The following is a 19,388-nucleotide window of genomic DNA, read 5'->3' as shown; positions in this document are numbered from 1 at the left end:
ACCAAACGGGCCCTGACCATCAACCGATCAAATGGAGATCGATATGACAGCTACCGTAGATAGTAGCGGCTCCGCCGCACCTCTCGCCCTTGCCCAGACAACCATGGGGCACGGCGCGCCTTTTTCTCACACTCCGGACCAGGGCGCTCCTGACCAACCTCTTTCACTGCCGCAGAGTCCTCCGGGTGACGCGGTCGGGCACAGAGACATCCACGAGCAACTTCATACCAAGCTGGCCCAACTGACTTCGCTGCTTACCTGCAGCTATGGTGTTGGCGCGGAATGGATGGAAACGATCGGCAAAGGCCATCGCGACAACATTTTGTGGCTTGCATCTGACGTGGCAGCAGAAGTCCAATGCTTGGTCGAGCAACTTGATGGAGCCGTGCGATGAACATCCACCCAATCGGCCAAACTGCCGCCCCTTCCCTTTCCCTGGCTACATCTGACCACCTCAACTCTGGACTGTTCGTCAATGCCCGCCGTGAGGCTGCATCCCTGGCCACCCCGGCGCTGGTCCTCAAGGTCTCGCCGCTCATCCTGAAACAGGCCCGCGACCGGGCGCGGCTGCATGACCTGATCATGTCTGCCATCAAGCTTGCGCTCGAAGGCGTGGGCGCTGTTGACTACCCAGCCTTGCTTGAAAACATCCGCTGCCTTCAAGAACAAGTGGCCGACGATGGCACCGATCTGCATGGCGCCGTCGAGGTGCTGATGGAGCGTGCGCTGGCACCTGTCAACAGAGAGCAATCAGACCCTCCTCTTGGTGAGTTGCCTCAACCAGTGATTACCTTTATGGCCGAGGCGTCCGCCGAAATCGGAGAGATTGCCACCATGCTGGCAGAGCGGGCCGATGAAGCGCAGAACTGGCTTGACCGCGGCATGGCTCAGCGCATTGATACCTTGAACAATTTGGTTTACGCGCTTGCAGACGGTCAAATGGAGGAGGCCAAGGCGCACAGCCGAGCTGCTTATGGCCGGACACTTCACTTGTGCCATGGGGTGCCAGCATGAACATCAGAGAGCTGGCTAACCTGGCCTATGTCGAGCGGCCTACCGTTGGAACGGCTGAGCAGCAAGCCGCCGAGCTTTTCCAAGGAATGCTTGGGCTCACATCCAAGGGGGTTGAGTTGATGGCAGCCCGAGGCCCTAGTGAGCAGCGGATGGGACCGCACTTCTGGCGCTCCAAGATGTTTGACCACGTTTACGAACGGTGCACGCAGGCCTCGAACCTGACGAGGATGCTGCAGTTGCTGCTCCAGCCAGGCGATGATTTGGTTTCACATTTCGTCAAGCATGACGGCGACGTACAGTGCGGTCTTTCGAACATCTGCGACTCCATCCTGATGGCCATCACGGAGTGCGTCCTGATCGTCGAGATGGACACGGACGAAGCCACCACCGACTTTCACGTGGGTCTTTGCCGAGCTCGCAGCATGGCCGCCATGGCCTCGACCGTGTTGGTCAATGCAGGCAGGAACAGCAAGACTGCGGCCGATCTGGCCAAGTGGGCTTGCGACGTGGCTGGCGGATCCCTTGATCTTTTGGTGGACCTGCTCGAAGACTGCGCCGTCACGGCATCGGACGCCTCCCAAATCTTCTGGTTTGCGCATAGTGATTGGCTCACCGAGCGCGAGGGAGCGGCACCGGTACTTGCTCAGAAGACGAAGGTGCATGGATCGGCTCCAAGCAAGCATAGCCCGGGCAGCAAGCCGCTGCAGGAGGCTCATCCATGAGTCCGTTCGACACAAGCATTGCGGTAGGTATCGCGAGGGTGGATGGTGGGGTCGACAAGGTGATCTTGGTCACCAGCCACACGTCGACCACGCTAACCACCAACCTGGCAAAGATGGTGGCCACCCAATTAATCATGGCGGCGGATCTGATTGAAAACTTGGATCAAGCCCCTGACCACGAGGTTTCATCATGAGCGGCAGCCCTTCACAAATGGCCGTCAATCGGACTTGGCTTCAACCGCGTCTGGTTCACCTCATATCCGGATTGCGACTGCAGCAGGTTGAAGAGGCGGTCCAACTCCTGCTTGACTACATCGACAGCAGTGCTGCGCCTGCTCCACCGGCAGTGGTCGATGACGCTGGCCGCTTGCTCGCTGAAATTCGGCGCAAGCTGGCCGACTACCACTTTGCACTCGATACACGGCAACATGGGGGCGGCGCCCCCAACGCCCTGGTGAGCGAGTTGGAGTCAATCTTGGCAACGCCGTGGAATCCGGGTCTTGAGGCGACGAAGCGGGGGCCCGCATCATGAGCGGCAACAGTCATTCAATCCGCTACCGCCCCATCTTCGGCGGCGTCTTCGGGCGCTCTGGTCAGTACGTCATGGCAACCATGCCTTGCATTGAGCGCGGCTTGCACAGTGTGCGGTTCATGGTGACCCAGCCGCATACCGGCGCCGTGTTGGCGGTGGCCAACGACAAGCAAGCGGCCCTGGCCAGCGCCCGGCGCCTTTTGCGCGTTGCTGAGACCTTGACCAAGCGCGAGGCAGCCAACGACAACTTGATGGAGCAAACGCCACTTTGGGCTGACGAGCAGTTGGCGCCAGTGTCGACGGCCGGGGCCAAGCCAAAAGCAGTGCCCAAGCGGCGCCGTGAGGTCTTCGACCGCAGCGAAGGCAAGTGCTTCTATTGCGGCAAGGTTCTGAGTCTTGATGGCAAGTGGCACATCGAGCACCAGATGCCGCGGGCATTGATGGGGCCTGATGAGTTACCCAACTTGGTCGCGGCCTGCGTGCCCTGCAACTTGTCCAAATCTGACCTGACGGCCTTGGAGTTCATTGCCAAAGGTGATCGCAGCGCTTAGTCGGCATAATAGTTTTGCCCCAGCTAGGCCCGCGAACCGAAGAGCGGGAAACCTTCACCCGCCTGCTGGGGCGATCTTATGAGGGGCGCCTGGAGGGGTGCGCATGTCAAGAATCCAACCGTCAGAGCAGCCTGGCGTCGGTTCGACCAAGGTTGATGAGGACGGCAACCATGCCCGGGTTGGGCTTCCGGTTGTCTCAAAGGAGTTCAGCGACTTGGTTAAATCAGGTGCCTTTCGGTCAAGCATCTTTGATTTGATTGACCATGGCGCGGACAACGAGTTCGCCAACAATGTGGCCAGCATGGTGAGCGGTCATCGTTGCTTTGAAATTCATGACTGGCCGCAAAAGGTCCCTTCTGAATTGAGGAGCCTGCCGCCAGATTCTGACGTCATCTTGCGGGAATCTTGGGGTGATTCAGTAATGACTGCAGCGAATGCAATCTTGAGGTATGAGAGAGGGTGCATTGTGACTGTTGGTGGAGCGCCCGTACTGGCGTTCACTCTTGCCCAATTGGTGGACAAATTGCTGGCTTTGCTCGGCAAAGATCCAGAGACCACATGGAAAATTGGGCGTGAAGCGCTGTTTGCGCGAGTAACCGTAGCGGCAGAAAAACAAGGGCTGATAGTTCGACATCCCGACACGTTATTGCCCGAGGTTTTTGCGGAATGGCCGCATCCGTCTGCCTCCTGTTTGGTTTGCACCGTAGACGATGTGAACCGGTGGTTTGAAGCCGCTGGTGTGCCGTACCGTTTAGATGAAGGCAAGCCGGATTTTGAAGACGGAAAATCTAGCCCGGCAGCAGAACCACCAGACCCTCAGCGAAGGCTCGACGCCTTACGTGGGCTGGGAGGTTCTGTGACACGGATTAGAAACAAGTGGGTGGTGAAGGGCATCGTTGCGCTGGAAGCGCAAGAGAAGGGGGCCAACCGGCCGAGATCATCACAAAAAACTATCCGAGCAGACTTGATTGAAGCGGCCGAGGCGGATGCAGAAGTAAGGCGCGAAGGTCAAGTTTCACCAGTTTGGCACCCTCAATGACTCCCGCTCAGACTCCCGCTCTACACGCCTAGCCTCTCGCGCACAGAGGAAATGTCAACGCACCAGATTCCCGCGCTTTTCCCCTTCACTCCCTTAATCCAACACTCCAGAACCATCACAACAAGGCAGGCAGCCTTAAGGATGGTTCGACATGCAAACGCATCACAGCAGCGAAGTTCGCCAAGGCGCACATCCTGAACAGTTCCCTCCGTTGGAACTCATCACCCGCCCCACAGTTGACACTGCAGCGACAGCCTATTACCTGAACAGGCAGCAGCAGACATTGCGCGGCTGGGCCTGCTCGGAAAAGGGTCCATTGCGTCCCATCCGCGTGAATGGCCGCCTGGCCTGGCAAGTCGCCGACATCAAGCGCCTCCTCGGCGTTCAGTGAGGTGCTGCAATGACATCCTCACGCAAGCCCAGCAAGGCGGGCAAAGCCATCCCCAAAAAAGGCGAGACCCGAACCACCGCGCCAACGGTGTCGGGCCCCAAGATCAAACGAAAAAGCAAGTCCTCGGATGGTAGCAGCCGACCGGCAAAAGGCAAAGCGCTGGACTCGCGCGCCCATGTCATAGCCCAGGCAAAGGGCGGCGCCAAGATCGGCTTGAGCACCTACACCTCGACGCCCGAGAAGGTGCAAGCGCTGAAAGCTTTGCGCGACGAGATGCCCGGTGACAGCGGTGCGACGCAGGAGAGGCGCACGCTGGAGGCTTTGAGCCGCTGGAGCCTCACGACCTACGAGGCGTCGCGCTACTTAGACATCTACGACCCCCGCGCCCGCGTCATGAGCCTTCGGAATAAAGGGCACAACATCGTCACAAACCGGGTGCTGCAGCGCACTGAGTGTGGTCGACCGCATTGCATCGGCATCTATACCCTTCAGCGTGGTGCTACTTGCCCATCCTCTGGCCGGTGCCAGCCCAGCCAGCCCACCTCGGCCGACTTGGTCACTGATCTTGCGGAGGGCGCATGAGCCCTCCGCTTACCGAGCAAGACGATGTCAAGCGCTTTGCCACCCTTCGCGCCGCCGCGGCCATGGTCGGCTATCAGCTCTGGCGCACAGATCCGGCCGATGGCAATGTGCGTTACTTCGCTAGTCGTTGGAATGTCGTCCGTGACATTGGTGACATCGACCAGGTGGCGCAGTTCGTCTATGTCGTTGGAGGTGCCTGATGGCCAGGTATCGAAAGATCGACCCACGCATCTGGAACGACGCCAAGTTCCGTGAGCTGGGTGACAACGGCAAGCTCGTGTTTTTCATGCTGTTGACCCACCCCAACATGACAGCCCTGGGCGCCATGCGTGCAACCTTGGCCGGGCTGGCCGAAGAGCTTGGATGGCAGCCGGAAGCCTTCCGGAAAGCCTTTCTGGATGTCTTGTCCAAGGGTATGGCAGAGCATGATTCAAAGGCCTGTTTGGTGGCCCTGCCCAACTTCCTGAAGTACAACCCGCCCGAGTCTCCCAACGTCGTCAAAGCCTGGCTCAGTGCACTCGACCTGCTGCCCGAGTGCGGCCTGAAAACCCGCGTCATTGCTGGGGCGGGAGACTTTGCCAAAGGCTTAACGCATGGCTTTACCGAAGCCTTGCCGGAAGTCTTCGCGAAGACTATGCCTATACAGGAACAGGAACAGGAACAGGAACAGGAGAAAACATATACGTCCGCTAGGGCGGACCTGCCCTGCCCATACGACGCCATCATCGACATCTATCACGCAGCATTGCCAGATCTCCCGGCAGTACGGCTGATGGCAAATGATCGCCAGCGGGCCATGCGCGGCTTCTGGGGCTGGGTTCTCAGCAGCAAGAAAACCGATGGCACTCGCCGCGCCACCTCGGCTGAGGAGGCCCTGGCATGGATCAAGTCGTATTTCGAACGCGCCGCCCATAACGACTTCATCATGGGCAGGACACGGCAAAGCGCAGAGCATTCGAATTGGCGCGCCGATCTCGACTATCTGCTGACGAACAAAGGCAGGCGGCAAGTCATCGAGAAAACTGAGGTGGCAGCATGAGCGGCCACCACGCAACCACGGTGCCATGGTCCGCCGAGGCCGAGCAGGCCGTGCTGGGCTGCCTGCTGCTGGACAACGCCGCCGCCTACCGCCTTGCCGATGTGAACCTCAAGGCGGACCAGTTCTACAACGCCGTGCATGGCCATGTGTGGACGGCCACCATGGCGCTGATCACGGCCGGCAAGCCTGCCGATGTCGTCACGGTGGTCGACGCACTGGGCCATCAGGCAGAAGCCTGCGGCGGCATGGCCTACCTCCATGCGATGGCCGCAAGCGTCTACAGCACGGCCCATGTGCGCCAGTACGCCGCTATCGTGGTGGACATGGCCCAGCGGCGCGCCCTGCTGTCGGCTGGCGACCAGGTGCAGGCCATCGCCAGGGAGGCTGGCGAACCTGCCGAGCTTCTGGGCCGGGCTCAGTCGCTCCTGATGGCACTGCAACGCCAAGACGCTCGCAGCGCACCGGTCAGCCTGCTCGAGGGGCTCACGGCCCGCACAGAGCACTGGGAGGCCTTGGGTAATGGCTCTGCACCACCCGGCATGAGAACGCGTCTCCCGCGACTGGATAGATGCCTTGGCGGAGGTCTGCGGCGCGGGCGGGTGGTTGTAGTCGCCGCCCGACCCAGCATTGGCAAGACTTCGCTGGGCGTCCAGATCGGCCTGAATGTGGCCGGCGATCAGCACCGGGTGCTGGTCCTGAGCCAGGAAATGCCGCGATGCGACCTTTTTGACCGCATAGCAGCGAACCTGGGCAGGATCCCCTTGGAAACGCTGACGGCCATTGGGGGCCGCCCCGACGACAGCGATTTCTGGCAACGCTCGCTGGAAGTCACGGAGGCAGCCGCAGCCCTATTGATCGACATTGACGATCAACCAGCCTTGACGCTGATGGCCATCCGGTCGAAGTGCCAAATAGCCAAGGCTCAGCGCGGCCTGGACCTGGTGGTGCTGGACTACCTGCAACTGTGCGCGGCCACCGACCGCAAGGCCAGCCGACACCATCAGATCGAAGAGATCAGCCGCGGGCTCAAGACCTTGGCCAAGGAGCTGGACATCTGCGTGATGGTGCTCAGCCAGATCAACCGAGACGTGGCCAAGGCCGACCGGGAGCCGACGTTGGCCGACTTGAAGGAGTCCGGGGCGATCGAGGAAGACGCCGACGTGGTGCTGTTGCTCCATCCCAAAGGCGAACTGGAGGGCGGCGCCCAACTGCTTGCCTGCATCTTGGCCAAAAACCGCCAGGGCAAGAAAGACCGCATAGCCCTTCGATTCGAAGGCGCCTACCAGCGGTGGGGCGAGTGCGACATGGACGTCAGCACCCCACCTCCATCAAGAAGCCGGGGCCATGGCAATGACAACGGGCTTTGAACTTGGCCGCGTGTTGGGCCTGTTCGTTCCGGTACGGGCGGCGCTTTGCCGTCAAGTTTCGGAACGGTTTGCGACGAAGTTTCCGCGCAGAAACTTCGCGGCCAAATCGCCCGCAAACCCGCGCCGTTGCTGGGTTCCTTCCTAGCATCGGCGCCGATAACTTCGCACATTTCCGCGCACATCTCGGCCGAATTTCGCAACGATTTCCGAACGGTTTCGGTACCGCGTTTCGATACCTCTGCCGCAAGTGAAGCAAAGGAGCCACATGCTGAACATATCGCCCGCGCTCGCCGCGCCATCTGTGCCCGACGCCTCATGCCTGGCCCATTGCGACCTGGAGGATGAGCCAGACATCGAGGTGAAGTCCGAGTACATGCCCAGGGAGCGGCCGACCCGTCTGGTGGTGCCCGCCGCTGGCCAGCCCCTTCCGGACACAAGGGGTCTGTGCTCGGTGTTTGATCTGGCCTTCCTGCCCATACCTCCTTGTGTCGGCGCTGCACGCCGGCCGAGCGCGCCCCAAGACTCAGCATCGGCCCTTCAGGAGCAGACTCACACCAGGGTGACCCGGGAGCAGGGTGTGGTCAGGTGCCAGCGACTGCACCACACGGACACCCAGGCATGGAAGGAGCAGGAGACGGCACGCCGGGCCCGCCAGATCGTACCCAGACCTCCCAAGAAGGCCAAGACCATCAGCAGGAAGCTGGCTGAGATGGTTGGAGCCAAAAGGGGCGCAAATTGCTCTTGACCGCCAAGCACAAATCGTTCGCCGTGGATCTGCCATCAGACCATTAGTCGGCGGCGAGCAGTAAGGTTCAGGGAAGGGTGCGACTGCCGAAGGGTGCTGACCAATGGCCGCCCAGCCGAGCACCTGGTGCATTTACCCAGACAGGACCCCGACAGTTTGGGGTTTCGATGCGCGATCCCTCGGGCCAGAACTCCATTCAAATCAGTGGGTTACCCAGCTACTTCGCGTCTCCGAGTGAAAGCGGCCGTCAAGAAAAGTAGGCGCCTTGTCTCAAAGCCCGAAGCGCGGCACACACGGATCAAGGCGGGCCCTATCGGAGCACTTCGGCACTCGGGTCCGTTCGGTGAAAAATAGAGCCGAATAAAGCCGAACCCAAGACCGGCTCAGATCCACTGACCACTGGGGTGGCGCCGATCACTACCCAAAATAAAGCCGAAGATTTAGCCGAACTGGGCAGCATCCATCGCCCTCGCATCAAGGGCCGGGCATGGCCCGCGCTGTTCGGCGGGAACTCACCAAATGCCCGCCCTACTGAGGCGGTGAGCGCTCATCCCGTTCAAGCGACAAAGCGCCTCCGTAGCATCCTGAAATGTGCGGAGCCCTCCGGCGCCGCCTGGACGGAACATGAACGCAACCATCGCAGCATCGAGCTCAGACCATTCGGCTGGGAAGCCCAAGTCCTTCCCGCCTTTGGAACTTGTGACCAGCCCGAACGTCGGCACACCGCAGGCCGCTTATTACCTCAACCGTGCGCAAAAGACTTTGCGCGAATGGGCAAGCCGCTCTGGGAACGGCCCTGTGCAACCCATCCGCGTGAATGGCCGCCTGGCCTGGCCCGTAGACGAGCTACGTCGCGTCCTAGGTGTCACTACCAGCGCACATTGAGGCAGGACCATGCACCAAATTCGAAACCAATTAGGAACCTCTCCATGCAACGACTTGAAGTCCCGGTGCCAGCACAACAGATTGGCGATACCTGTCGAATCAACCTTGGAGTCGCCGGCAGTGCCTGGGTTGCAATCACCACGCCAGGTGGCACGGTCTTCAAGATTCCGATCCTGGCCTTTAGCGATATTGAGGTCACGATTGGCAGCGACATTCAAAGCACCACCCTCGCCATCAATATCGACGAGGCCATGCCTCGCGGTCCGAGGTCAGTCACCTAGTCGGCTGACCCACAGAGACACGGGGGAGAACATCCATGGCTGAAAAAGTAGGGTCGTTGTACTACGAGGTTTCTCTTGAAACCGGGACCATGATCCGTGGGCAGCGCCAGGTGCAGGCGCAACTGGACAAAACGACCGGCAGCCTGGACACGTTCGAAGCGAAGCTCACCCAGATCACCTCTGCTGTCAAGGCTTATGCCGCCGCCACTTTCCTGGTGGGCCAGTCGGACGCCTACACGAAGCTGAATGCTCAGCTCAAGCTCGCCACAAACGGCCATGAGCAGCTTGCGGCGGCCCAGGCGTCAGTGCGGCGCATTGCCCAAGAGGCGCAGACTGATCTGTCTGCAATCGGCACGCTCTATGCGAGAGTTTCGAGCGCCACGAAGGAGCTTGGCGTTTCGCAGGCGACTGTAGGTGACATCACTCGCGCGGTAAGCCTGTCCATGAAGGTCAGCGGCGCATCGGCGGCAGAGTCCTCCAGCGCAATGCTGCAGCTTTCGCAGTCCTTTGCCAGCGGCACCTTGCGCGGGGAGGAGTTCAACTCAGTCAGCGAGGCCGCCCCGCGCCTGATGAAGGCTTTGGCCGACGGCATTGGCGTGCCCATTGGCCAGCTCCGCGCAATGGCCGAAGCTGGTCAGCTCACCAGCGAGGTGCTTGCCAGCGCCTTACCGAAAGCGCTGGGGGATCTGGAGCAAGAGGCCAAGTCGGTCCAGACGATCGGCGGAGCATTTCAGAATTTACGCAACGAGGTCATGCTGTTCGTCGGCGAGCAAGCCAGCGCCAGTGGTGCGGCCGCGGTCACTTCGCAGGCCATCACGACGCTGGCTTCGAACCTTGACCTGCTGGCCGCCGCCGCCTACGGCGTTGCGGCCGCCAAGCTGGGCCAAGTCCTAATCGAGCTGGGTCTGCGGGCAGCAGAGAGCGCAAAGGCTGTCATCCAGGCGGTGGCAGCCCAGCGGGCAGCGGCGGCCGCTGCTGTTGCGGCCACCGCGGCAGAGGTTGAGCGCACTGCGGCGGAGATTGCCGGGCTGGTGGCAACCAAGCAAGCCATTGCAGTCAGTCGGGAGCAGGTTGTTGCAGAGCTTCAACTGATGCAGGCCATGCAAGCGCGCGGCCTGGTCATGACGCAGATCGGTTCGGCCACCACGCAACTGGCGGTACTGGGCCAGCAGCAAGCGCGGGTGACGTCATCACTTGCGGCGGCGCAGATTGCCCAGACTGCGGCCCAGACAGCCAACACCGCCGCAGTTTCTGCGGCAGGGTCGGCTTCTGCTTTGCTTTCACGCGCCATCGGCTTCCTTGGCGGACCCATCGGGGCGGTGACCACATTGCTTGGCCTGGGTGTGACCGCCTGGATGATGTGGGGCAGTGCCGCAAAAGACAGCGAGGCCACGGCCACGCAAGCTGTCGAGCGAAGCACCGACTCGATCATCGAAGAGTTAGACCAGCAGATCGCCAAGCTGAAAGAGCGAAACGCGCTGGCTGCTGCGGGCCTGCCTGGATTGGCCAAGCAAGACAGCGATGCATCCAAGCGCATGGCCACCCTGCAATCGCAGATCAATGATCTTCAGGCTGGCAAAGGTATCAATGGGGGCGGTCCACTGCCCGAGGTGTCGCGCATCGCCCTGGTGCAGGCATTGGTGAAAGAGTACGGCATCCTCAACGGCCGCGTGCAAGCCGTCAATGACGAAAGGGAGAAGCTGGAGGCTGCAGGGCAAGCCAGCAAGGCGTCGAAGTGGTTGGAGAAATACGCCACCGACGCCGAGCGAGTTGCCGCTGAGATCAAGAAGGCCAAGGCCGAGCTGGGTGACGCCTTCACGCCGGAGCTTGAGCAGCGTATTCGCCAAAAGGTCATGCCCGAGAAGAAGGGCAAGGCCGCGAAGCCCAAGGCCGACAAGTTCGATGACGCCGGATACCTTTCCGACCTGCGCCGCGCCCAGGCTTCCGAGATCAATGTCATCAACGAGGCGGAAACCGAAAAGCTGCGCGTTGCCAAGAAAAACCTCGATGAGCGCAAGATCAACGAGAAGACCTACGCCGAAGCGGTGACCCTGATTGTCCAAACAGCCGAGGACGACCGCCTGGCACTGATGCGCAAGACGCAGGAAGAGATCGACAAAGAGCGCAAGCAGGCCGACGCCCAGGCTCTGGAAGATCAAAAGAAGCACGCCGCCGACATGCAGAAGGCCATGGAGTACGGAGCCCAGCTCACCAAGGCCATCAACCCAGTCGACGCCCTGCGCCAAGAGTACGAGGCCAAGCTGCAGCTGGTGACCCAGTACGAGCAAATGATGGCGCTGGCCGGCGTTGACGCCACCACGCAGGGCGAGATCGCGCGCACGCAGATCACCAACGAATACGAGCTTCAACGGCGAGCCCTGGCTGAGCAGTCGTTCAGGTCGCAGAGCGATGCCAACGCCTTCCTGATCGACTCGCTCAACAGCCTGTCCAGCAGCGCCACATCCTCGATCATGGGGTTGATCGATGGGACCATGACCGCGCAAGACGCCATGCGGAATCTGGCTGGCGTTGTTCTGAATGAGGCTGTTGGCGCCCTCGTTCAGGTCGGTTTGCAGCACATTAAAAATGCACTGATCTCGCAGACCACATCGGCAGCAATGGCAACGGCGCAGACGGCGGCTATTGCGACAACAACTACCGCCCAAGTTACAGCCACCGGCACAATGGCCGCCGCATCGGTGGGTGCATCTGCTGCCGTTGCCACGGCGGCCGCACCAGCAGCCGGCCTGATGTCTATCGCAACTCTCGGCGAGGCTGCCTTGCTTGGAGGTGTTGCACTCTTGGGTACGATGGCGCTTGCCAAGTCGTTTGGCGGCGGCCGTCAGTACGGCGGCCCGGTCTCAGCTGGAACCATGTACCGCGTGAACGAAACAGGCCGGCCTGAGATGTTTACGGCTGGCAATGGTCAGCAATACATGATGCCCACCAAGTCGGGTAGCGTGACGCCGGCCAACCAAGTCGGGGGTGGCCAGGCCCCAACGATCATCATTCAGAACATGGGGACGCCCCAGACCGTGCAGTCTCAGTCCTATGACCAGCAGACCAACACGCTGCGCATGGTGGTGGCCGACATCACGAACCAGATCGCCACCAACAGCGGGCCAGTCTTCAGCGCGCTGCGCTCGGCAACCAACGTGCAAGGGCGAGTCGCATGAGCACAGAGGCATACCCTTCCGCCGGCGGGCATCGCGCATGACTTTGGTCAGTGCACTGTCGCCATGTTGGCAGCCCGCTCGGCGTCAAGCTCCTTCTGACGGGCTTTGCTCTGGTCGGCAGTCTCTTCGTTCAGCTTCCGTTCGAGGGCGATGCACTTCTCAACCTCTGGGTTTCCTTTGCATCGCTCCGCATATTTCGGGATGGCGGCCGTCGCGGGTGTCTTGGTGGCCGGTGCTGTGCTTTGCGGCTGAAATGTGTACGGCGCAGGCTCATCGCTGGGTGTGCTGGCCTTGTGCCAAATGGTGCCAAGACCTCCAGCAACCCCGCCCATTACGGCAGCGGCCAAGAAGCCGACAACCATCAAGATGATCAGTGCGGGGATCGCGGCAAAGGCCCACTTCACCATGAACACCACCATGGACCAGAACGGCATGTGCACGTCGGTCACGACTACTCTCTGCGTTGTCTTTGGCTCATCCATTTCTAACCCTCCCTTGATAGCGCGATGCTACCCGAGCGCCGCCGAGCCTAAATCTCTGAGGCCCCTGGCACCACAACACGGCGCTTCTTGACCGTCACCACGACGGCCGCGCGCTGCTCCGTGGTGGGTTGGCGAACCACAGGAGCCCGCACCACAGCAGGCTTGGCGGAACGCAGCAGGTTTTCGATGCGGCTTTTGTTCAAGGTCTGGCGCATGTCGCCATTGACCTGGAGGTAATTGCCCTCCTGGTCCTTGGCCAGGGCACCGATCTCGATGCCGCGCCGGATGGTGCCCAGAAATTCAAGATCATCACGCGGAAAGGCAAAACGGTGCCAATCCTCGCCCAGGATGACCTGGTTGTTGTTGCCTTTGTGCTTCTTGGGGGAAGGCTTCATGTACTGCTAACTCTCGGCGGCGCACAGGTGACAGATGTCGCTCGCTTGATGGATTCACTCGCCCGGGCTGTGGAATCGCTTGTTCTTTTTATTGGCTTGAATATCGGTACCGCTGGCGGTACAGCGCAGGTATGAGCCCCAGAAACAAAGAAGCCAACCCTTGTGAGGTTGGCTAAGTTGTTGTTTTCATTGGTGCCGGAGAGATGAATCGAACACCCGACCTTCTCATTACGAATGAGCTGCTCTACCGACTGAGCTACACCGGCAATCCAGACCAAAATTCTAGCATGGCTTTTCAGCCACGCTTTCTTCTCAGGCGCCTTGGTCCTGGTGGTACTGCGTCACCCGCGCCACTTCGTTCTTCGAGCCCAGCATCACGCTGACCCGCTCGTGCAATTGCGACGGCTGCAGTTCCATGATGCGCTGCGTGCCGTTGGTCGACATGCCCCCCGCCTGCTCCACCAAGAAGCTCATCGGGTTGGCTTCGTACATCAGGCGCAGCTTGCCGGGCTTGTTGGGTTCGCGCTTGTCCCAGGGGTACATGAAGATGCCGCCACGGGTCAGGATGCGGTGCACGTCGGCCACCATGGAGGCCACCCAGCGCATGTTGAAATCCTTGCCGCGCACGCCGTCCTTGCCTTCCAGGCATTCGTCGATGTAGCGCTTCATGGGCGGGGCCCAATGGCGCAGGTTCGACATGTTGATGGCAAATTCCTTGGTGTCCTCGGGGATCCTGACGTCGCTGTCGGTCATCACCCAGGCACCCTGCTCGCGGTCCAGCGTGAACATGACCACGCCCTTGCCCACCGTCAGCACCAGGGTCGTTTGCGGGCCATAGACGCAGTAGCCAGCGCAGACCTGGTCGGTGCCGGGCTGCAGGAAGCTCTCGTTGGTGACATCGCCGCCCTTGTGCTTGAGCACCGAGAAAATGGTGCCGATGCTCACGTTCACGTCGATGTTGCTCGATCCATCAAGGGGGTCGAACAGCAGCAGGTATTCTCCTTGCGGGTAACGGTTGGGCACCGCGTGCATGTCGTCCATTTCTTCAGACGCCATGCCAGCCAGGTGGCCGCCCCATTCATTGGCTTCGATCAGCACTTCGTTGGCGATGATGTCCAGTTTTTTCTGGACTTCGCCCTGCACGTTCTCGCTGCCGGCGGTGCCGAGCACATCACCCAGGGCGCCCTTGTTGACGCTGATGGCGATGCTTTTGCAGGCGCGCGCGACCACTTCAATGAGCAGGCGCAATTGCGAGGGCAACTGCGCGGCGCCACGCTGTTGCTCGATCAGGTATTGGGTCAGGCTGACACGGTGAGACATGGTGTGGAAGAGGTTTGAAGTTTGAATGAATGACTGATTAATCTTGCAGCGCGCGCGTGACGATTTCGCGCACATCGTCCGACAACTCGGCCTTGGCGGCCACGCGGCTCAAGGCTTCGCGGGCAGCCGTTTGATAAGGCTCGGCCAGGCGGCGCCAGTGGTCCAGCGCGCGCGCCAGGCGGGCGGCCAGTTGGGGGTTGATGGCGTCTATCTCGATCACGCGGTCGGCCCAGAACACATAGCCCGCCGCATCGGGGCGGTGGAAGGCTGCGGGGTTGGCCGAGCACAGGCTCATCAACAGGCTGCGCGCGCGGTTGGGCGTGCGCAGAGTGAAGTCCGGGTGGTTCATCAAGGCCTTGCAACGCGCGAAGACCTTGCCGTCCTTTTCAGGCGCGGCGGCCTGCAGGGCAAACCACTTGTCGATGACCAGGGCTTCGTCCTTGTACTGCGCGTGGAAGCGGTCCAGCGCGGCTTGCGCCAACTCGGAATGGCCAGACACCAGGGCGCTCAAGGCACCCAGGCGGTCGGTCATGTTGGTGGCATCTTTGTAGCGCTGGAAGGCCTTGCCAGTCCACAGCGGGTTGTTGCGCACGCTGGCGTCCAGGCACAGCATGCTGAGCGCCAGGTTGGCCAGGGCGCGGCGGCCCATGCTGACCGCGTCGGGCGTGTAGCCGCCGTTGTCGTGGTGGGCCTCATACGCCCAGGCCCAGTCTTCGTGCAGGGCCTTGGCCAGTTGCAGCTTCATGCCTTCGCGCGCGGTGTGGATGCGCTGCGGATCGACCACGTCGAGCTGCTCGGCCACGTAGCTTTCGCTGGGCAGGGTCAGGACCAGGTCCTTGAAAGCGGCATCGAGCTCGGGGTTGCGCAGGATGCCGCGCAGGGCGTGCACGAAGCGCTCGTCCAGCTCGGCCTGGCCTTGGCCATTCACGGCGGCCAGCAGGCGGCGCAGGGCCAGCTTTTGCGCGGCTTCCCAGCGGTTGAATGGGTCAAGATCGTGCGCCAGCAGGGTGAACAAGGCGTCGTCGTTCAGCTCGGCCTCCAGCACCACGGGGGCGGAGAAGCCGCGCAGCAGCGAGGGCACCGGCTCGGAGGGCACGTGGACGAAGGTGAAGCTTTGCTGCGCTTCTGACAGCACCAGCACGGTCTGCGGGCCGATCGGCAAGGCATCGCCTTCCAGGTGCAGGAAGAGGCTGCGTCCATCGTGCGCCACCAGGCCCATGGCCACGGGGATCACATACGGCGCCTTGTTGGGCTGGCCAGGCGTGGGGTTCGAAGATTGGCTCAGGTGCAGCGTGTAAGTGCGCGACTCGGCGTCGTACTCACCACGGGCTTGCACACGCGGCGTGCCAGCCTGGGCGTACCAATTCTTGAAACCGCTCAGGCGCTGGGCCAACTCGCTGTCGGGGTTGGCATCGGCAATGGCTTGCGCGAAATCGTCGCAGGTCACGGCCTGGCCATCGTGGCGGTCAAAGTAGAGCTTCATGCCCGCAGCAAAGCCCGCCTCGCCGACCAGGGTGTGCATCATGCGCACCACTTCGGCACCTTTTTCATACACGGTGGCCGTGTAGAAATTGTCGATGGCCATGTAGCTGTCGGGGCGCACCGGGTGGGCCATGGGGCCGGCGTCTTCCGGGAACTGCACCTGGCGCAGGGTGCGCACGTCTTCGATGCGCTTGACGGCGCGGGCGCTGGGGCTGCCAGCCATGTCCTGGCTGAACTGCTGGTCGCGGAAAACAGTGAGGCCTTCCTTCAGCGACAGCTGGAACCAGTCGCGGCAGGTGACGCGGTTGCCAGTCCAGTTGTGGAAATACTCGTGGGCGACCACGCTTTCAACGTTGCCAAAATCAACATCCGAGGCCGTGGCGGGGTTGGCCAGCACGAACTTGGTGTTGAAAATGTTCAACCCCTTGTTCTCCATGGCGCCCATGTTGAAGTCGCTCACGGCCACGATCATGAAGCGCTCCAGGTCCAGGCTCAGGCCGAAGCGGGCTTCGTCCCAGGCGATGGAGGCCATCAGCGAGTTCATGGCGTGCTCGGTTTTGTCCAGGTCACCGGCTCGCACGTAGATCTGCAGCAGGTGGTCCTTGCCCGCACGGGTGCGGATGCGTTGTTCGCGGCGCACCAGGTCGGCGGCCACCAAGGCGAACAGGTAGCAGGGCTTGGGGTGCGGGTCGACCCAGACGGCGTAGTGGCGGTTGGCATCGATGGCGCCTTCTTCCACCAGGTTGCCGTTGGACAGCAGCGCGGGGTATTTGACCTTGTCGGCCTTGAGGGTCACCTTGTAGGTGGCCATCACATCGGGGCGGTCCAGGAAATAGGTGATGCGGCGAAAGCCTAATGCTTCGCACTGCGTGAAGAAACCGCCGCTGCTGGTGTACAGGCCCGACAGCTGCGTGTTCTTTTCAGGCGCGCAGGTGTTGCGGATCTCCAGCGTGAAGGGCTGGTCCGGCAGGTTGTCCAGCACCAGTTGCTGGTCTTCCACCCGGAAAGACACCGATTCACCATCGACCAGCACCCGGGTCAGGTTCAGGTCTTCGCCGTCCAGGCGCAGGGACGCGCCCGGTTGTGCCAGGTTGCGCTCCAGGGTCATCTTGTTGATGACCAGGGTCTTGGCCGGGTCCAGGTCAAAGGTCAAGTCGACCGTTTTGATCCAGAACGCCGGGGCCGCGTAGTCTTCGCGGCGAATCAAATGGGCAGTGCCTTCACGCATGGGTGTGCTTTCTCAAACGCCTTGTTTCAGGCTGGCCTCGATGAAGGCGTCCAGATCACCATCCAGAACCTTCTGGGTGTTGGAGATCTCGACGTTGGTGCGCAAATCTTTGATGCGGCTTTGGTCCAGCACGTACGAGCGGATCTGGTGGCCCCAGCCCACGTCGGTCTTGCTGTCTTCCAGCTTTTGCTGTTCCGCCATGCGGATGCGCATCTCGTGCTCGTAAAGACGTGACCGAAGCATTTGCCATGCCTCGTCGCGGTTGCGGTGCTGCGAGCGGTCGTTCTGGCACTGCACCACGATGTTGGTCGGGATGTGGGTCAGGCGCACGGCCGAGTCGGTCTTGTTGATGTGCTGGCCGCCCGCGCCAGAGGCCCGGTAGGTGTCGGTGCGCACATCGGCCGGGTTGATGTTGATCTCGACCGTGTCGTCCACCTCAGGGTAGACGAAGACGGACGCGAACGAGGTGTGGCGGCCACCCGACGAATCGAAGGGCGATTTGCGCACCAGACGGTGCACGCCAGTCTCGGAGCGCAGGAAGCCAAAAGCGTAGTCGCCCTCGATCTTGATGGTGGCACTCTTGATGCCGGCCACGTCGCCTTCGGATTCTTCCATCACCTCGGGCTTGAAGCCCTTGCGCTCGCAGTAACGCACGTACTGGCGCAGCAGCATGCTGGCCCAGTCGCAGGCCTCGGTGCCGCCAGCGCCCGCCTGGATGTCCAGGAAGCAGTTCAGCGGGTCGGCCGGGTTGTTGAACATGCGGCGGAATTCGAGGTCTTCGACCAGCTTGGCCTGGGCGGCCACGTCGTCGGCGATGGCCTGCAGGCCAGCCATGTCCTCGTCGGCCTTGGACATGTCGAACAACTCAAGGTTGTCGGCCAGGCCTTGTTCCAGGCTGGCGATGGTGTTGACCACGGTTTCCAGCGACTTTTTCTCGCGGCCCAGTTCTTGAGCGCGCTTGGGGTCGTTCCAGACGGCGGGGTCTTCGAGTTCAGCGTTGACTTCGCTCAGGCGGCGGGATTTTTCATCCCAGTCAAAGATACCTCCGCAGGTCAGCGGTGCGCTGACCCAAATCAGCAATCTGCTGGCCCAGGGAGTTGATGTGTTCGATGTCCATGTTGTTTTGTCCGCAATCGGTTCAGGGGGCGCGCCGGGCGCCGAGCAACGCGCATTTTCTCATGCGATATGCGCAGATCACGCATCCAGGAATTGGGCGAGATGCTTGGCCAATTCGGTGGGTTGGTCATGGTGCACCATGTGGCCCGCTTCCTGAATGGTTTCCAGCCTGAAATTGGGGACAAATTTGACCCGTTCCAGGAACTCGTCCCGCGTGAATTTGCCGCTGAACAACATGAAATAAGCGGTCTGGGCGGCTTCGACGAACAACACGGGCATGGTGATCCGCTTCAAAAAGGCCTGTACTTCTTCAACACGGTAAAGAATTGGCTGGGAGCGTTTGTGGGCCGGGTCGGCATTGATGACCCAGCGGCCGCCTTCTTCGCGCGCCCATTGGCCCGCCAGCCAAAGGGCGAAGTCGGGGCGCAGGCGTGGGTTGGTGAACTGCAGCCTTTGGGCCACACCCTCCACCGTGTCGTAATCGTTCATGCGGGCGGGAGCCTTGATCTCGTTCAGCCATTTCACATAGCGACCCGGGGCCTCGTCAGGCTGGGTGGCGGGCATGCCGAAGCCTTCCAGGTTGACCAGGCGGCGGATGCGCTCGGGTCGCACGGCGGCGTAGAGCATGGCCACATTACCGCCCATGCTGTGGCCCAGCAGATCGACCGGCCGCCCGGGCGAGAATTGGTCCAGGATGGCGTCCAGGTCGCCCAGGTAGTCGGCGAAAAAATAACTGTCACCAGCGGGCGCGCTGGTTTCGCCAAAGCCGCGCCAGTCGATGGCCACGATGGGGCGGGTTTCCCAGCCAGGAAGCTGGCGCAGGGCATCGACCATGAACTGGAAGGAGGCCCCCACGTCCATCCAGCCGTGGGCCAGCACCAACAGGGGTTGCTCGGCCGTGGCTTTCGTCAAATCACCCCAGATGAGCGCATGGTGGCGCAGCCCCCGGGCGGTGATGAAATGCGAGCGGGCTTCGAACAGTGGCGAATAAACAGCTTGAATCGTCATGGTTTCGTGAACTAGTTCATGGATCAGGACCCC

The 19,388-nt window shown here is 61.3% G+C and carries 20 protein-coding genes and 1 tRNA gene; 14 read left to right on the top strand and 7 right to left on the bottom strand.

Annotated features, from left to right (window positions below; genetic code table 11):
* Positions 1 to 43 precede the first annotated feature (43 nt).
* The 14 genes from Q7V20_RS05250 to Q7V20_RS05180 all read left to right on the top strand — a co-directional run bounded on the left by Q7V20_RS05250 (position 44) and on the right by Q7V20_RS05180 (position 12,324).
* Positions 44 to 394 carry a hypothetical protein gene (locus Q7V20_RS05250; RefSeq protein ID WP_304787929.1) on the top strand — a complete coding sequence of 117 codons (351 nt, stop codon included), beginning with the start codon at positions 44 to 46 and terminating at the stop codon, positions 392 to 394.
* Positions 391 to 1,014 (top strand): hypothetical protein, encoded by a 624-nt coding sequence (locus Q7V20_RS05245; RefSeq protein WP_304787927.1) that lies wholly within the window; start codon positions 391 to 393, stop codon positions 1,012 to 1,014. The genes Q7V20_RS05250 and Q7V20_RS05245 overlap by 4 nt, the downstream gene beginning before the upstream one ends.
* A complete protein-coding gene (locus Q7V20_RS05240; RefSeq protein WP_304787925.1) occupies positions 1,011 to 1,736 on the top strand; it encodes a hypothetical protein in 726 nt (241 codons plus the stop codon). The genes Q7V20_RS05245 and Q7V20_RS05240 overlap by 4 nt, the downstream gene beginning before the upstream one ends.
* Positions 1,733 to 1,930, top strand: a complete 198-nt coding sequence (locus tag Q7V20_RS05235; RefSeq protein ID WP_304787924.1) for a hypothetical protein — start codon at positions 1,733 to 1,735, stop codon at positions 1,928 to 1,930. Before Q7V20_RS05240 ends, Q7V20_RS05235 begins: the two co-directional genes overlap by 4 nt.
* Positions 1,927 to 2,268 carry a hypothetical protein gene (locus Q7V20_RS05230; RefSeq protein ID WP_304787922.1) on the top strand — a complete coding sequence of 114 codons (342 nt, stop codon included), beginning with the start codon at positions 1,927 to 1,929 and terminating at the stop codon, positions 2,266 to 2,268. The genes Q7V20_RS05235 and Q7V20_RS05230 overlap by 4 nt, the downstream gene beginning before the upstream one ends.
* On the top strand, positions 2,265 to 2,819 hold the full coding sequence (locus Q7V20_RS05225; protein ID WP_304787920.1) for an HNH endonuclease: 555 nt from the start codon (positions 2,265 to 2,267) through the stop codon (positions 2,817 to 2,819). Before Q7V20_RS05230 ends, Q7V20_RS05225 begins: the two co-directional genes overlap by 4 nt.
* Positions 2,820 to 2,922: 103 nt before the next feature.
* Positions 2,923 to 3,858, top strand: coding sequence for a hypothetical protein (locus Q7V20_RS05220; protein ID WP_304787917.1), 936 nt, complete (start codon positions 2,923 to 2,925; stop codon positions 3,856 to 3,858).
* A 151-nt stretch (positions 3,859 to 4,009) separates the two neighbouring features.
* Positions 4,010 to 4,249, top strand: coding sequence for a hypothetical protein (locus Q7V20_RS05215; protein WP_304787915.1), 240 nt, complete (start codon positions 4,010 to 4,012; stop codon positions 4,247 to 4,249).
* A 9-nt stretch (positions 4,250 to 4,258) separates the two neighbouring features.
* On the top strand, positions 4,259 to 4,831 hold the full coding sequence (locus Q7V20_RS05210; protein ID WP_304787912.1) for a helix-turn-helix domain-containing protein: 573 nt from the start codon (positions 4,259 to 4,261) through the stop codon (positions 4,829 to 4,831).
* Positions 4,828 to 5,031: a hypothetical protein gene (locus tag Q7V20_RS05205; RefSeq protein WP_304787909.1), complete on the top strand. Its 204-nt coding sequence runs from the start codon at positions 4,828 to 4,830 to the stop codon at positions 5,029 to 5,031. Before Q7V20_RS05210 ends, Q7V20_RS05205 begins: the two co-directional genes overlap by 4 nt.
* Positions 5,031 to 5,870 carry a hypothetical protein gene (locus Q7V20_RS05200; protein WP_304787907.1) on the top strand — a complete coding sequence of 280 codons (840 nt, stop codon included), beginning with the start codon at positions 5,031 to 5,033 and terminating at the stop codon, positions 5,868 to 5,870. Before Q7V20_RS05205 ends, Q7V20_RS05200 begins: the two co-directional genes overlap by 1 nt.
* On the top strand, positions 5,867 to 7,237 hold the full coding sequence (locus tag Q7V20_RS05195) for a DnaB-like helicase C-terminal domain-containing protein (protein WP_304787904.1): 1,371 nt from the start codon (positions 5,867 to 5,869) through the stop codon (positions 7,235 to 7,237). Before Q7V20_RS05200 ends, Q7V20_RS05195 begins: the two co-directional genes overlap by 4 nt.
* A 1,674-nt stretch (positions 7,238 to 8,911) precedes the next feature.
* Entirely contained in the window at positions 8,912 to 9,148 is a 237-nt protein-coding gene (locus Q7V20_RS05185; RefSeq protein ID WP_304787899.1) for a hypothetical protein, read from the top strand.
* 35 nt (positions 9,149 to 9,183) lie between these two features.
* The gene (locus Q7V20_RS05180) at positions 9,184 to 12,324 is read left to right on the top strand and encodes a tape measure protein (RefSeq protein WP_304787896.1); all 3,141 of its coding nucleotides are present in this window, start codon (positions 9,184 to 9,186) and stop codon (positions 12,322 to 12,324) included.
* Positions 12,325 to 12,371: 47 nt separating this feature from the next.
* Here Q7V20_RS05180 and Q7V20_RS05175 read toward each other — a convergent pair whose 3' ends face one another.
* From Q7V20_RS05175 to Q7V20_RS05145, 7 genes are all read right to left on the bottom strand, one after another.
* On the bottom strand, positions 12,372 to 12,773 hold the full coding sequence (locus Q7V20_RS05175; RefSeq protein WP_304787893.1) for a hypothetical protein: 402 nt from the start codon (positions 12,771 to 12,773) through the stop codon (positions 12,372 to 12,374).
* Positions 12,774 to 12,853: 80 nt separating this feature from the next.
* Positions 12,854 to 13,201: a hypothetical protein gene (locus Q7V20_RS05170; protein WP_304787891.1), complete on the bottom strand. Its 348-nt coding sequence runs from the start codon at positions 13,199 to 13,201 to the stop codon at positions 12,854 to 12,856.
* A 190-nt stretch (positions 13,202 to 13,391) separates the two neighbouring features.
* Positions 13,392 to 13,467: transfer RNA gene (locus Q7V20_RS05165), tRNA-Thr, on the bottom strand.
* A gap of 46 nt (positions 13,468 to 13,513) precedes the next feature.
* Entirely contained in the window at positions 13,514 to 14,521 is a 1,008-nt protein-coding gene (locus Q7V20_RS05160) for a class 1 fructose-bisphosphatase (RefSeq protein WP_304787889.1), read from the bottom strand.
* A 37-nt stretch (positions 14,522 to 14,558) separates the two neighbouring features.
* Positions 14,559 to 17,231: an aminopeptidase N gene (gene pepN, locus Q7V20_RS05155; protein ID WP_304787886.1), complete on the bottom strand. Its 2,673-nt coding sequence runs from the start codon at positions 17,229 to 17,231 to the stop codon at positions 14,559 to 14,561.
* A gap of 12 nt (positions 17,232 to 17,243) precedes the next feature.
* Positions 17,244 to 18,348, bottom strand: a protein-coding gene (gene prfB / locus Q7V20_RS05150; protein ID WP_304787885.1) for a peptide chain release factor 2 whose coding sequence is annotated in 2 segments (ribosomal slippage) — positions 17,244 to 18,266 and positions 18,268 to 18,348 — 1,104 coding nt in all. Because the reading frame shifts where the segments join, the coding sequence is not laid out codon by codon here.
* 77 nt (positions 18,349 to 18,425) lie between these two features.
* The gene (locus tag Q7V20_RS05145; RefSeq protein WP_304787883.1) at positions 18,426 to 19,355 is read right to left on the bottom strand and encodes an alpha/beta fold hydrolase; all 930 of its coding nucleotides are present in this window, start codon (positions 19,353 to 19,355) and stop codon (positions 18,426 to 18,428) included.
* Positions 19,356 to 19,388: the final 33 nt, after the last annotated feature.

Source organism: Aquabacterium sp., from assembly GCF_030652515.1.
Lineage (GTDB): Bacteria > Pseudomonadota > Gammaproteobacteria > Burkholderiales > Burkholderiaceae_C > Aquabacterium.
This window is presented reverse-complemented; position numbering and strand designations above follow the sequence as displayed.

Bases quoted from the DNA above. Each gene is read 5' to 3' on its own strand.
- Q7V20_RS05195 (WP_304787904.1), top strand. From the start codon at position 5,867: ATGAGCGGCCACCACGCAACCACGGTGCCATGGTCCGCCGAGGCCGAG.
- Q7V20_RS05245 (WP_304787927.1), top strand. From the start codon at position 391: ATGAACATCCACCCAATCGGCCAAACTGCCGCCCCTTCCCTTTCCCTG.
- Q7V20_RS05235 (WP_304787924.1), top strand. From the start codon at position 1,733: ATGAGTCCGTTCGACACAAGCATTGCGGTAGGTATCGCGAGGGTGGAT.
- Q7V20_RS05200 (WP_304787907.1), top strand. From the start codon at position 5,031: ATGGCCAGGTATCGAAAGATCGACCCACGCATCTGGAACGACGCCAAG.
- Q7V20_RS05170 (WP_304787891.1), bottom strand. From the start codon at position 13,201: ATGAAGCCTTCCCCCAAGAAGCACAAAGGCAACAACAACCAGGTCATC.
- pepN (WP_304787886.1), bottom strand. From the start codon at position 17,231: ATGCGTGAAGGCACTGCCCATTTGATTCGCCGCGAAGACTACGCGGCC.
- Q7V20_RS05205 (WP_304787909.1), top strand. From the start codon at position 4,828: ATGAGCCCTCCGCTTACCGAGCAAGACGATGTCAAGCGCTTTGCCACC.
- Q7V20_RS05225 (WP_304787920.1), top strand. From the start codon at position 2,265: ATGAGCGGCAACAGTCATTCAATCCGCTACCGCCCCATCTTCGGCGGC.
- Q7V20_RS05215 (WP_304787915.1), top strand. From the start codon at position 4,010: ATGCAAACGCATCACAGCAGCGAAGTTCGCCAAGGCGCACATCCTGAA.
- Q7V20_RS05180 (WP_304787896.1), top strand. From the start codon at position 9,184: ATGGCTGAAAAAGTAGGGTCGTTGTACTACGAGGTTTCTCTTGAAACC.
- Q7V20_RS05250 (WP_304787929.1), top strand. From the start codon at position 44: ATGACAGCTACCGTAGATAGTAGCGGCTCCGCCGCACCTCTCGCCCTT.
- Q7V20_RS05210 (WP_304787912.1), top strand. From the start codon at position 4,259: ATGACATCCTCACGCAAGCCCAGCAAGGCGGGCAAAGCCATCCCCAAA.
- Q7V20_RS05220 (WP_304787917.1), top strand. From the start codon at position 2,923: ATGTCAAGAATCCAACCGTCAGAGCAGCCTGGCGTCGGTTCGACCAAG.
- Q7V20_RS05240 (WP_304787925.1), top strand. From the start codon at position 1,011: ATGAACATCAGAGAGCTGGCTAACCTGGCCTATGTCGAGCGGCCTACC.
- Q7V20_RS05185 (WP_304787899.1), top strand. From the start codon at position 8,912: ATGCAACGACTTGAAGTCCCGGTGCCAGCACAACAGATTGGCGATACC.
- Q7V20_RS05230 (WP_304787922.1), top strand. From the start codon at position 1,927: ATGAGCGGCAGCCCTTCACAAATGGCCGTCAATCGGACTTGGCTTCAA.
- Q7V20_RS05160 (WP_304787889.1), bottom strand. From the start codon at position 14,521: ATGTCTCACCGTGTCAGCCTGACCCAATACCTGATCGAGCAACAGCGT.
- Q7V20_RS05145 (WP_304787883.1), bottom strand. From the start codon at position 19,355: ATGACGATTCAAGCTGTTTATTCGCCACTGTTCGAAGCCCGCTCGCAT.